Below are 11730 nucleotides of genomic sequence, written 5' to 3'. Positions count from 1 at the left end.
CCCGAAGGGCGCGGCCTGAAGCGTACATCTGCTGCGCCTTGTCTCTAGGAAAGGGAGCCACCCTGCCCGTCAAGACAAGACACAACAGCTGCACACTTCAGGCCACGCTGAGCATGCAACGGGTTTTTCAGTAGCCTGCCAGGTCCATGGTTGCAAAAGGCAAGGCGACTGCCGTTAAATGCCCGCATCCCGAATTTCCCGAAAAGGCTATCCCATGCGCATGACATTTGTGTTCCTGCTCGCAGCAGCACTGCTGGCAGGTTGTGATAACAACAATCAGGACACCGACCCGTCTGCCGCAAAACAGGGCACCGCCGACGCCCAGGGGCATACCGGTGAGCTGGTGCGCATTCTCCACACCCTGGAAAAAACCGATGAACAATGCCAGGGCGACGGCTGCCCGAAAGTGAACCTGGCCTGGATCACCTTTGAAAACCAGCCGACCCTGAATGAGGCGATCACCACCCAACTGGCCGGCATGCTGGTTCAGAATCAGGGCAGCACCCCCCATGACGGCACCATCGAAAGCCTGGTGGATGCCTTCCTTGCCGATGCCTCAGACATGGCCATGGCGTCCAAACAAGGCTGGGAGCTGAATGCCACCATCAAGCGTCAAACCCGTCAGGGCGACCTGCTTACCCTGCGCATGGACAGCTACGAATACACCGGTGGCGCCCATGGCCAGCCCGGCGTGCAGTACTTCCACTGGGACCTGGCTCGCCAGCAAAAACTGACCCTTGCTGACCTGCTGGAGCCTGGTAAAAAACAGGCTTTCTGGGAGCTGGCCCGTCACCAGCACCAGCAATGGCTGGACAAGGAAGAGCTGGATCAGGCCTTTCGCGACAGCTGGCCCTTCGATCCCACCGACAATGTCTACTTCGGCAAGAGCGGCCTGGTGCTGCACTACAACGTCTACCACATCGCCCCTTATGCCATGGGGCAACCGGAACTGACCATTCCGTATGAAAAACTGGACGGGATTGTGCGGGGGAAATACCTCAACCCCTGATGGAAACGTAGGGTGGATTAGCCGCAGGCGTAATCCACCTTTTTCATCGTAGGCGTGATGGTTGGAATAGGAGCATGCATGGTGGATTACGCCTGCGGCTAATTCACCCTACAGAGCCAAACCCAACAAAAACACCAACTCGGTAAACACCACGCTGGCCCCCAATGCATCCCCGGTATAGCCACCCAGCTGCCGCTTCAGGCTGGCGCCCCACAGCAGAGCGACCACCCCCACTGCCAGCAAGGCAGGCAGCCACACCGAAAACAGCAGCGCCACCACCACGGTAAAGAGTGTGGCCAGTAGCAATCGCTGTCCGCTGAAGGCCTCCGCCACCGGTTTGCTTTTACTGGTATCCGGGTCGGTCACGTAGGGCAGAAAACGCATCAGCAGCAAGGGCGTCAGCCGCCCGATGGCAGGCGTCACCAGCAGGGCCAGCCAGACCGGTTCGGCATCCATCAGCAACACAACCTTCAGGCCCAGCGCCACGAACAACGCCACCGCACCGTAGGTGCCGATGCGGCTGTCCTTCATGATCTCCAGCCGCCGCGCCACCGTGTAGCCGCCGCCCAGGGCATCCATGCTGTCCGCCAGACCATCCTCATGGAAAGTACCGGTAATCCAGAGATGGAAGGCCAGCACCAGACCGATACACACCGGCAGGCTCCAGAACGCGGCCAGGCCGGTAAAGAGCGCCGCATAAAGCCCGCCCAGCAACAGCCCCACCAAAGGGAAGTAAAGGCTGGAGCGGTTCATCAGCGTCTGTGAATAGTCGATCGTCACCGGCATGGGAATCCGGGTCAGGAAGCCCACTGCCAGCCAGAACGCCTGCCACTCCTGTTTCACGATGACGGGATCTCCTTCAGCAGCAACAGGTTAGCGCACATCAAAATGCGTCAGCGGGTTAAGGTAAAACATCTTCTTCCAGCCCTGCGGAGCACCGTCTGCCTGCCACACCAACGGCAACAGGCTGACCAGCGAATAATGCAGATGGGGCGGCTTGCCGACCGCATTGCCGCTATTGCCCACGGTGCCCACCGGTTCCCCGGCCCATAGCCAGGTGCCGGTATCGGCAATGCCCGCCAAGTGCGCATAATAGTGGAGCCGCCAACGAGGGCCCAGCACCAGAGCGACCTTGCCGCCCCGCGCCAGTTCGCCGCGAAATAACACCAGACCGCCACTACTGGCCAATACCGGTGTGCCGCTGGCGGCAAAAATATCCACGCCCTTGTGCACTCCGGACTGGCCCCAGGGGTGATACCAGAACGTCTGCGGATGCCAGTCGTTGCTATCGGCGCCCTGCACGGGGACCTGGCGCCCCTCCGGCAGCAGCAACCCGAGAGCCAGCAGCAGTGTCAGCCCTATCAGGCTGTAACCGGTTATCCGGCGCACGCGCGACATAATTCCAGCCACCTCTCAATGCCCGGGCTGCGGTATTTCTGGCGATGCAGCACAAAGTAGAAATCACGGCTGAAATCCCGGTGGGGCACCGGTAATTCCACCAGCGACCCGCGAGTGAAGGCCTCGCGCAGACATACCCGCGACAGGCAACTGATGCCCAGCCCGGTTTCCACCGCCCGCTTGATGGCCTCGGTATGCTCCAGCTCCAGGGCCAGATCCAGCTCCGGCACCAGTCCATGCAGGGCACGTTCAAAGGTCTGCCGGGTGCCGGAACCGGATTCGCGGACAATCCAGTGGGCCGCCCGCAGCTCTTCATCGGTAAGTGCTTCCTTACCGGCAAGCGGATGGCTCGGGCTGCAAAACACCACCAGCTCATCCTCCAACCAGGGCAGCAGCTCCAGATCCGGGTGGTTCAGCTCGCCCTCAATCAGGCCCAGATCCAGCTCGAACGCCAACACCCGCTCCACGATGTTCCGGGTGTTGGCCACCTCCAGATGTACTCGGGCGCCGGGCTGTTCTGCCATGTAATCGGCCATGATGCCCACCGCCAGATAATTGCCGATAGTCAGCGTGGCCCCCACATTCAGGCGCCCCAGATCCCGGTGCGACAACAGGTCTGCCTCCAGCTCCCGGGCCTGGGCCAGCAACGCCTCCGCCCGCGGCCAGAACTGACGCCCCACCTCATTGAGCTTGAGTCGCTTCCCTGCGCGTTCGAAAAACTTCAGATCGTACAGGGCCTCCAGTTCCTTGAGCGCCCCGGAGGCAGCGGACTGACTCATGCTGAGGCTGTCCGCTGCCTTACTGATGTTTTCATGGTGCGCCGTAGCCAGGAAGACCTGGAGCTGTCGCAGAGTGAATTTCATGGCTCCCTCCGGGCTGTCTGAACAGGTGGACACACCCCTATATCGTATTTACCGATATATTCTATCGGAATTACCCATTTTACCGATAAACCTTCTTCGATTAAATTTCCACCAACTGGAGTTTTGGAATAAGCGCTGAATTAATTATGTCTAATTTGAATACTGAAACCGTTACCAGCGTGCGCCACTGGAACGACACCCTGTTCAGCTTCACCACCAGCCGGGACCCGGGTTTCCGTTTCAAGAATGGCCACTTCACCATGATCGGCCTGGAACAGGACAATGGCCGCCCGCTGTTGCGTGCCTACTCCATCGCCAGCGCCAACTATGAGGAAGAACTGGAGTTCTTCAGCATCAAGGTGCCGGACGGCCCGCTCACCTCCCAGCTGCAGAACATCCAGCCGGGTGACAAGATCTATGTGAGCCGCAAGCCCACCGGTACTCTGGTAGCCGACCACCTGCTTCCGGGCAAGAATCTGTGGCTGCTGTCCACCGGCACCGGCCTGGCACCGTTCATGAGCATCATCAAGGACCCAGAGGTCTACGACCAGTACGACCGGGTGATCCTTACCCACGGGGTGCGCCATATATCCGAACTGGCCTATCAGGACACTATTCAGAGCGAGCTGCCCAACAACGAATTCTTCGGTGAATTCGTCAAAGGCAAACTGCTCTACTACCCGACGGTGACCCGCGAACCCTTCCGCAACCAGGGCCGCCTCACCGACCTGATGACCAGCGGCAAGATCTTTGAGGACCTGGGGCTGCCAACCCCGAGCCTGGAAAACGATCGCTTCATGCTGTGCGGCAGTCCGGCCATGCTCAAGGATACCCAGGCAATTCTCGATGGCTGGGGCTTCAAGGAAACCCGCGGCGGCGAGATGGGTGAGTATGTGATCGAGCGGGCGTTTGTTGAGAAATGAGTTAAACGCCTACATGCTTGCACGCAACACGCTACGGGCCGCTTCGCGGCCCGTTTTTTTTGATCCTTGCCCAAACCATAGCACCTTGCTCTGCTAGCATGAGCAAGCCTTTTCGGGGAAGGACGCTCATCAGTGCAACCACAATCCATCGCCATTATCGGCGCCGGCACCGCCGGCCTGGCCACTGCCGCCCTGCTCGCCGAACAAGGGCACCACATCACCCTGATTGAACGGGCCAAGGCACTGGCGCCAGTGGGGGCCGGTCTTTTACTACAACCCACCGGCCTGTCGGTACTCAAGGAGATGGGGCTGTATCAGGCGATGCTCGGCTACGGCGCCCGCGTCGATGCTCTGGTCGGCCACACCCGCGAAGGCCGGCGCATCATGAACACCACCTACCGCAGCCTGGACGCTCACAGCCACGGCCTGGGCGTGCACCGTGCCAGTCTCTGCCATGTATTGGACCAGCACCTGCACACACTCCCACACCAACGGCTGATGGACTGCACGGTCAGTGCCGTGGAAACCCTGGCGGATCACGCCACCGTGATCGCCGAGCAGGCAGGTGAGCCCTGCCGGCTGTCCTTTGATGCCGTGTTGATTGCTAACGGCAGCCACAGCCGTCTACGCCCGGCCGCCTGGACCCGCTATGACCGGCTTTATCCCTGGGGAGCCATGTGGGCCATGCAGCCCATGGTCGAATCGTTTGCGGCACCGTTGCTGCAACAGCGCTACCACCAGGCCGGACAGATGGCTGGCATCCTGCCCACCGGCTGCCGCCCGGATCAGCCGGAGCAAGCCCTGGCCAGTTTTTTCTGGAGCCTGCCGGTGGCGCAGATGAACGATTGGCAGCACCCGGATTTTGATTTTGCCGGCTGGCGCCAGCAGGCACTCACGCTCTGGCCGCAACTGGAATCAGTGTTGGCTCCCCTGACACACCAGAAACAGCTGCTCCCCGCCACCTACCGGGATGTAATCATGCATCACTGGGGGGAAAATCGGCTGGGCATCATTGGCGATGCCGCCCATGCCATGAGCCCGCAACTGGGCCAGGGCGCCAACATGGCCCTGCTGGATGCCCGGGCTCTCGGCCAGGCCGTGGCCAACACGGACAATTGGCCCCAGGCCTGGGCGCACTATCATCGCCAGCGGGAGCCACAAATCCGCTTCTACCAGCGCATGAGCCGCTGGCTGACCCCGGCGTTTCAATCCCATAGCCGCACCGTATCCACCGGGCGGGACCTGTTCTTTCCGATCATGGAGAGAGTGCCATGGCTGCGCATGCAGATGGCAAAGACGGTGGCGGGACGGAAACGTTCGTTGCTCGACTGATCCTTCTGCCGCAACCGGTCATCCTCCATTTTCCACCTTTCAGTGCTGAAAATGTAAAAGAGCACGCCAATCACTACATAAAACCAATGAAAAAGCACTAGAAGTAAACCTTCGCACTTAGACAAAATAACTAAACAGTGATCGAAGGGGGCACCATGAATACTGCAAGCCGAACAGGGATCGCCGCGCTACTCGCACTGTCTACCTCAGCAGCCATGGCCAGCAATACGATCTCATTCCAGGGAGCGGTTGTTTATGCGTCTTGCCAACCGGGGACGCAGAGCCAGGCCGGTTATACCGACGTGATCGTGGACTCCTGCGGCAATCAGGGGCTGTCTGCCGGGCAGCACATTGCCAAGACCTACCTTGAGCCTGTCGCCGGATCCAGTCACACCCAATCTGTGGCGGTAGAGACCCGGTCAGGACACCTTCAGGAGCGTATTGCGTCTTCTGGCACGGAGCCGACCAGTATGCGCTATGTCATTGAGTACCATTAATGGTACTCAATGGTGAACGTGGCTCTGCCATTACCTGTCCCTGCGCCAACTGTGCCTGGCTGGGTCTGGATATAGTAAGCACGCATGGGCAACACAAACTCCGCCGAATCGTTAACAGGAGTGCGGCCCAGGGTAACGCCTTCACCTAAAGAAACCGTCTGCTCGGTGCCTCCCAGCGTCTGATTAAGCTGAATGCCAATACCACTAGCCGATGCCGGACCACTATCAATGGCCAACACACCCGGCATGTTTGATGTGTCCTGGGTTCCATCAAACCTTACCTTGATGAGCCCCTGATCCAGACCGGCAACATTGCCGCCCTGGCAACGCATACGGATCTCGAAATCTCTCGGATTCACCCTCGACCCTACCCCGCTAAAATCACGGTTGGAAACCGAGCCGAAGTTAACGGCAATATTTTTTGAGCCTGCATCGACCTGGCAGGATGAATTCACAATAGTGATCCCTTGCCCCGTCAACGTGGAGGTAAGAACCGGTCGGTTAATGCCAGAACCATCGAGATAATACGTTGAAAACAATCCCGGGGGGCCAACAGGCCCGGACCCGGTGGCCGCTGCCGTCTTTACCAGCTCCACTTTGAAGTACCCGCCAATCAGGTTTAACTGCCGGTTGCCGCTGAAATTGATCTGGTGAGGATAGTAGGTCGATATATCACCCGCTTCCCGGTAAAGCCGAATCCCCACCCCCGGCACATCCGTTTGATACACATTCGAAAACCCGGGGACAGCAGAAGGATTGCGCACCAGCTCCCCTCTGGAAAAGCCTCCGAAGTTACAGGACCCGGCATTGTTTTTTGCGGTAATCGGCACTTGCAGGGTCTGAATGATCGCCCCGACCGGCAAATCCGGCTGGATCAGGACACGGCCCAATTCCATGCGCACGTCCTGAGCGCTAAATCCGGATGACACATAACAAGCTGCATGACCTGTAATACTTAGCAAACACAGCATGCTGACGGATAAACAGTACGCCGCCATGCCATCAAATCGCTCAGTGACAAATCGCATTGGTTTTTTCAAAACCGAACTCCTGTTCTGGAGACACATCACCAAGTTGATAGGTCAGCCTGCACTGCTCACCACCCCACTTCACCGTCAACACCCCTTGACGCTGCTCCCTGCGAACAAAAATGACACTGCTCTGACCAACCACACCCACTTCATTTCCAGACAGATCAAAGACTCTGGCAGCGAAAGGGAGACTGATGCCATCACGACGGTGTGCTTTTATTAGTATGGGAAGGCCTTTTTCTGTCTCGAATGTCACCTTGGTGATGGAACCGGCATAAGGTGCCAACTTGCGACTGGTTCCTTTCAGCTCAACATTTCTGTCAATGCCGTTGGGGTCCAGAGTGATGCGATTCATCCGGTAAGGGGTTACATAGGGTAAAACCGCATAACCAAAGTCATCGACTTCTACACCAGAGGCACTTGCCACTCCGGCACCCTTGGCATCCTTGGCTTCAATAAGCACCATGGTGTCACCGTGTTGCGGTGTCATGGTTATGCCATCCTTGTGCGCCACAAAAGCGCCACGCGCACCGGCAGAGGCCTGCTGGTAATCATCACTGTAACTGTAGGAACCATTAACAGACGCAAAGCGGCTCCGGTATTCACCGTTTACTCCAACCGTGGAACCATTCTGTTCGTTATCAGTTACCCGCATACCATAGTTGTACTGGTTTCGGTCACCACCATAGCCATTGATACCGGCACGGCTCGATGTATAACCGTCATCATCCAGTGAAACACCACCATCAATATATTGACCGCTATAACCACCACCGATTGGCATGGTGAAGGAAAGATCAAACTGATTATCTGCATCGCCTTCCTGGGTTGTGGTACGGATTGCAGAAATACCATAGCTAACAGACCTGAAGCGGTTGTTATAGCCCATCTGGTATTGCTTGGTTTCACCTTCAGTATCCCAGAAATCACGCACAGAGCCGGTGAAGTATAAAGATCCGTAGCGGCGACCAAGAGACTGATTCAATGTCAGCTGAAACTGGCTTTTTTGGTTTCTCAGCGCTGCCAGACTCAACTGCTGCTCATCAAACTCTCTGGCAAACATGGCATCCGACAGACCATAAAAACCTTTTGTAGAGTAGCGATACGCGGCAAGCGTAAAGTTGGTGTTGGTCTGATTCAGCATCTTTGAATAATTGATACGAACGCTATTACCAAACTTGTCGTCATTATTCCTGAATTCTGTTTGCGATCGGGTCACATCAAAGGAGAAGGCACCCAGCTCTGTGGCCAGGCCAGCACCTACCAAAACAGAGCGATAACCCTGACTGACTGTACTGCCCAGGTAACCGGTAATGTCATGATACAGGCCACGCTGGTACGTGGCCTGCATAAACAGAGGCTCATCTTCCAGCTCGTCATTGCGTAGTTGCGCCACGGTAACGCTATGCCGACCGATGCCCTCGCGCAGCAATTGTGCAATGGAAGAATAGGGCACACTAAAGGTGCGCTGCTGGCCGTCAGCTTCGGTGACAAGCACATCCAGATCTCCCCCGAAACCTGTGGGATAAAGATCATCAATGACAAAGTTTCCGGGTGATACTGTGGTGCTATAGAGAAGATTTCCGTTCTGGCGAACTTCGACACGGGCATTAGTCGAAGCCACGCCCCGAATCACCGGGGCATAACCACGCATGGAATCAGGCAGCATGCGATCCTCACTGGAAAGGTTCATGCCTCGATACGCTACGGAATCGAACAACTCGCCACTGGTAAAGCTATCACCAATGGTCAGATTACTACGAATTTTTGAGAACGCGCGACGCGCAAATGTGGAAGTCTTCTGAAAATCGTAACCATCACCGGACCGCCTTGATACGCTGGAGTTATGCCGGAGCTGCCACCCCGCAACATTCACACCGGAATTCATACCAAGATAAAGGTTGTCACTGTTTGAGATTCCAGACCCTGATTCGTCCGCACGGATAGTTGTAGCATTCAGGTCGTAGCCGATAAAACCGGCATCAATACCACGATCCCATAGCTCAGGATTCACGTAACCTCTCGCCTCGCGGCGCATATTTTCCTGAGGAATGGTCAGATCCATGCGTAGTGAGGAAATCTCGAGGCGAGATTGCGCCTGCCCAATCCATTCAGAAAGGGGTTTGCACTTTTTTACCTCAATATCTGGCGCCCCGACAGACTCAACGTCGACGCCATAGAACTGAAGCTCCTCAGCGGTAAAGCAGGTTTCTGCGCTTTTTTCTCCTGGCACCGGCTTGAAAACAATATCCTGTTTACCAAACCACTGGCCATTAACATACATATCCAGCCGGTACTCGCCTGCCGACACAGGATTGCCGTGACTATACAAGGAGGTATCCATGTCTCTGGCGGAACCCATCAGGAAAGATGAGTTGAACGATGCAGGTTCATCCTGTGCATAGGAAGTACCACACCAAAACCCGACAGCCAGGATGGCCATACCGATAGCGAAGCTTTTATTGATTGATAACGCCGACAGCATTGGCATCCTTACCAGACCTCTAGGCCGTTTATTCCGTTATCGTTGGGATATATCGATGCTAGCTTCTACCGCCCCACCAAAATCATTTATCGATGTAAAAACGGCTTTTGTTCCCTGCCTGACATCTTTTTTGAAGCCGATTTCGAAATCATGTGTCGCAAAAGGCAAAAACATCAGCCCCTTTTCAACCGGATCCGTTTCTCCGCTTTCATGGGCCAGCTCCAACTTGACAACGCTTATGTGGTAAGGCGTTGGGTTGGTGCAACTCATGACTCTGTTTTCTGATTCAAAACCACACTCAAGAGAGTGGCTTGATAAATTCGCCCTACCTGCAAGACCAACAGGTCGATAAAAAATTTTCAGCCTTGAACGAAACGCCAACTGCATAAGATTCTTGTCCTCGGCACTTTCCGGTGCCGGAGGCACTTCCAGAACGTTCAACCAGAACAAGGATTCCCGGTCAGAGGGCAAATCCCTGCCGGTAAAGGTCAAGCGCAATGCCTGCCCAGAGCCCGCTTCTATACGGGAAATGGGTGGTGTAATGATGAACGGTGCCGAACTCGAATCCGGTGTTGCATCCTTATCACCTTCGTCTACCCACGATTGCACCAGCGACGGTGTTTCACCTGTGTTGTGAAGCTGCACAGTCACCTCGCGGGCTTTTTGTGGATAAACCACACGGGTGCCATCAATAATCACACTGGCACTCGCCCACTCTGCCGACAGCAGAAAGCCGCTCAGCAAGAACAGTTTCATTCTTAATAACATTGCATTACCCGGCTCAGATTGTTGGCAGCCCCCGGGAGGCGGGAGCTGCCATCACGTCATCATTGATAGATGATGGTGTACTGAATGGAGGTATTAACCGTACCGGCAGTCGCTGCAGCGGTAGCGTAGTATTCAGCGTAGTAGTTCAGATCAGCAGCACCGCCTGCGGTTACGTCAACCCACTGGGAGTTGTCTTGCGCACCACCAGCACCGGCAGCTTGAACCGGAATGAACAGGCTGTTCTCGCCCAGCAACTGAATTTGTACGTTGGTGGCAGCATCGGCAGCGTTGGCCTGGTTAACCAAACGGCCAGTGTCGAAATCAACGGTCGGGCCCGGCTCGAAATAGGTCGCTACTTTGCCATCGCTGCTGCAGTTGGACAGATTGATGGAAAAAGGCGTACGACCGGCAGTTTGAGCGGCCGCATTCAGCGTGCTGGCAGACACTGTGGGCAGAGTGACAGTGAAGTCTTTGCCCGCAGGAGTGGTGATTTCACAGGTCTGATCAGTCACCAGGCCATTGAATGTAATAGTACCGTCTACCGCCAGGGCCGGTGCAGACAATACCGCGACGGCAGAAGCCAGAATAAGCTTTTTCACGCGCATGGAAGTTCCCTCTTTGGGTGGTCGCAACTGAGTTCGCTATTTGTTTTAGTGAAACAGTTCACATAACAGACAGCGGAATGGAACTTAGCACGGCTTGAGGAAAGTTATTTGTAAAATTGGATACCTTTGCTTACTTTTTTACACACTCTAATAACGATTGATCATCCTGATGTCACCTTTATAGTTATTAGCGCTTACTTTATTTTATGTGTCCTACGCTTTTATTATTAAAATCCATCAAAGCATGAATGTGATTCAATATTTCATGTTTCTAATAAACAATGAGTAATAAGCCTCCCCCTCGCACTTGCCGGGAAAACGGACAACCGTTGATATGAACAGGGGCATTGAAACTGCCTGTCACGGACCGGGACTGCGGCCGGGATAAGCGGTAGCGGCGGAGGAGAAAGGGTGTGGTGCAACGCCTCCAGCAGAGACGTCAGTGAATAACGCCACTGGCGCTGCTTTCAGGGGGGGGGAGGGGAAGGAAATGCAAGCGGCTGGCTGCCGACTGCCTTCGGCGTTCTCTGAAGGAAACGACGATTCCCCCCTGCGCTCCGCGCCTAAAGGAAAACCTTATTTCTTTGCTGGCTGCAGGGTGACCGGTTTAGCCAAAGCATCGCTAGCTTCTGGGGGTTTGGCATCCAGATCCTTTGTCGCCCCGCAGGCCACACATTCCATCCACTGTTTGTCGGCGTCGATGACGCGTTGGATCTTGTCCATCTGCCCACACTCCGGACAGGTGGCACCGGCAATAAATTGGCGTTTCATGGTTGCTCCCTATCCCTCCGTAGGGGCGGCGCTTGAGCCGCGAACCTG

12 protein-coding genes are annotated in these 11730 nt (G+C 55.9%); 4 read left to right on the top strand and 8 right to left on the bottom strand.

Annotation, left to right across the window (positions count from 1 at the left end):
- The first annotated feature begins 214 nt into the window (after positions 1–214).
- Positions 215–1009, top strand: coding sequence for a DUF3298 and DUF4163 domain-containing protein (locus B3Q33_RS08250; RefSeq protein ID WP_286827456.1), 795 nt, complete (start codon positions 215–217; stop codon positions 1007–1009).
- Positions 1010–1117: 108 nt separating this feature from the next.
- Here the strand turns inward: B3Q33_RS08250 and cobS are convergent, their stop codons facing one another.
- From cobS to B3Q33_RS08235, 3 genes are read right to left on the bottom strand one after another with little or no spacing between them, the layout of a single operon-like run.
- Positions 1118–1852 carry an adenosylcobinamide-GDP ribazoletransferase gene (gene cobS, locus B3Q33_RS08245; protein WP_232222132.1) on the bottom strand — a complete coding sequence of 245 codons (735 nt, stop codon included), beginning with the start codon at positions 1850–1852 and terminating at the stop codon, positions 1118–1120.
- A 30-nt stretch (positions 1853–1882) separates the two neighbouring features.
- Positions 1883–2407, bottom strand: coding sequence for a M23 family metallopeptidase (locus B3Q33_RS08240; protein ID WP_286827455.1), 525 nt, complete (start codon positions 2405–2407; stop codon positions 1883–1885).
- Positions 2386–3270: a LysR family transcriptional regulator gene (locus B3Q33_RS08235; protein WP_286827453.1), complete on the bottom strand. Its 885-nt coding sequence runs from the start codon at positions 3268–3270 to the stop codon at positions 2386–2388. Before B3Q33_RS08235 ends, B3Q33_RS08240 begins: the two co-directional genes overlap by 22 nt.
- A gap of 146 nt (positions 3271–3416) precedes the next feature.
- Between B3Q33_RS08235 and B3Q33_RS08230 the strand changes: the two genes are divergently transcribed.
- The 3 genes from B3Q33_RS08230 (at position 3417) to B3Q33_RS08220 (ending at position 6022) form a co-directional block, all read left to right on the top strand.
- Positions 3417–4193 (top strand): ferredoxin--NADP reductase, encoded by a 777-nt coding sequence (locus B3Q33_RS08230; protein ID WP_286827451.1) that lies wholly within the window; start codon positions 3417–3419, stop codon positions 4191–4193.
- A 132-nt stretch (positions 4194–4325) separates the two neighbouring features.
- Positions 4326–5525 carry an FAD-dependent oxidoreductase gene (locus B3Q33_RS08225; protein WP_286827449.1) on the top strand — a complete coding sequence of 400 codons (1200 nt, stop codon included), beginning with the start codon at positions 4326–4328 and terminating at the stop codon, positions 5523–5525.
- A gap of 155 nt (positions 5526–5680) precedes the next feature.
- On the top strand, positions 5681–6022 hold the full coding sequence (locus tag B3Q33_RS08220; protein ID WP_273009646.1) for a hypothetical protein: 342 nt from the start codon (positions 5681–5683) through the stop codon (positions 6020–6022).
- Here B3Q33_RS08220 and B3Q33_RS08215 read toward each other — a convergent pair.
- The 5 genes from B3Q33_RS08215 to B3Q33_RS08195 form a co-directional block, all read right to left on the bottom strand.
- Positions 6019–7062 (bottom strand): fimbrial protein, encoded by a 1044-nt coding sequence (locus B3Q33_RS08215; protein ID WP_198030674.1) that lies wholly within the window; start codon positions 7060–7062, stop codon positions 6019–6021. The two genes, B3Q33_RS08220 and B3Q33_RS08215, sit on opposite strands and share 4 nt — an antisense overlap.
- On the bottom strand, positions 7034–9538 hold the full coding sequence (locus B3Q33_RS08210) for a fimbria/pilus outer membrane usher protein (protein WP_286827446.1): 2505 nt from the start codon (positions 9536–9538) through the stop codon (positions 7034–7036). Before B3Q33_RS08210 ends, B3Q33_RS08215 begins: the two co-directional genes overlap by 29 nt.
- A gap of 36 nt (positions 9539–9574) precedes the next feature.
- Positions 9575–10294 (bottom strand): fimbrial biogenesis chaperone, encoded by a 720-nt coding sequence (locus B3Q33_RS08205; RefSeq protein ID WP_272962819.1) that lies wholly within the window; start codon positions 10292–10294, stop codon positions 9575–9577.
- A gap of 71 nt (positions 10295–10365) precedes the next feature.
- Entirely contained in the window at positions 10366–10911 is a 546-nt protein-coding gene (locus B3Q33_RS08200) for a fimbrial protein (RefSeq protein ID WP_272962820.1), read from the bottom strand.
- 576 nt (positions 10912–11487) lie between these two features.
- Positions 11488–11682, bottom strand: a complete 195-nt coding sequence (locus tag B3Q33_RS08195; RefSeq protein WP_035249817.1) for a YheV family putative metal-binding protein — start codon at positions 11680–11682, stop codon at positions 11488–11490.
- Between the last annotated feature and the right edge of the window lie 48 nt (positions 11683–11730).

It is taken from the genome of Alcanivorax sp. UBA3183 (genome assembly GCF_002364155.1).
Classification (GTDB): Bacteria; Pseudomonadota; Gammaproteobacteria; order Pseudomonadales; family Alcanivoracaceae; genus Alcanivorax; species Alcanivorax jadensis.
This window is presented reverse-complemented; position numbering and strand designations above follow the sequence as displayed.

Bases quoted from the DNA above. Each gene is read 5' to 3' on its own strand.
- B3Q33_RS08250 (WP_286827456.1), top strand. From the start codon at position 215: ATGCGCATGACATTTGTGTTCCTGCTCGCAGCAGCACTGCTGGCAGGT.
- B3Q33_RS08240 (WP_286827455.1), bottom strand. From the start codon at position 2,407: ATGTCGCGCGTGCGCCGGATAACCGGTTACAGCCTGATAGGGCTGACA.
- B3Q33_RS08235 (WP_286827453.1), bottom strand. From the start codon at position 3,270: ATGAAATTCACTCTGCGACAGCTCCAGGTCTTCCTGGCTACGGCGCAC.
- B3Q33_RS08230 (WP_286827451.1), top strand. From the start codon at position 3,417: ATGTCTAATTTGAATACTGAAACCGTTACCAGCGTGCGCCACTGGAAC.
- B3Q33_RS08220 (WP_273009646.1), top strand. From the start codon at position 5,681: ATGAATACTGCAAGCCGAACAGGGATCGCCGCGCTACTCGCACTGTCT.
- B3Q33_RS08210 (WP_286827446.1), bottom strand. From the start codon at position 9,538: ATGCTGTCGGCGTTATCAATCAATAAAAGCTTCGCTATCGGTATGGCC.
- B3Q33_RS08205 (WP_272962819.1), bottom strand. From the start codon at position 10,294: ATGAAACTGTTCTTGCTGAGCGGCTTTCTGCTGTCGGCAGAGTGGGCG.
- B3Q33_RS08200 (WP_272962820.1), bottom strand. From the start codon at position 10,911: ATGCGCGTGAAAAAGCTTATTCTGGCTTCTGCCGTCGCGGTATTGTCT.
- B3Q33_RS08195 (WP_035249817.1), bottom strand. From the start codon at position 11,682: ATGAAACGCCAATTTATTGCCGGTGCCACCTGTCCGGAGTGTGGGCAG.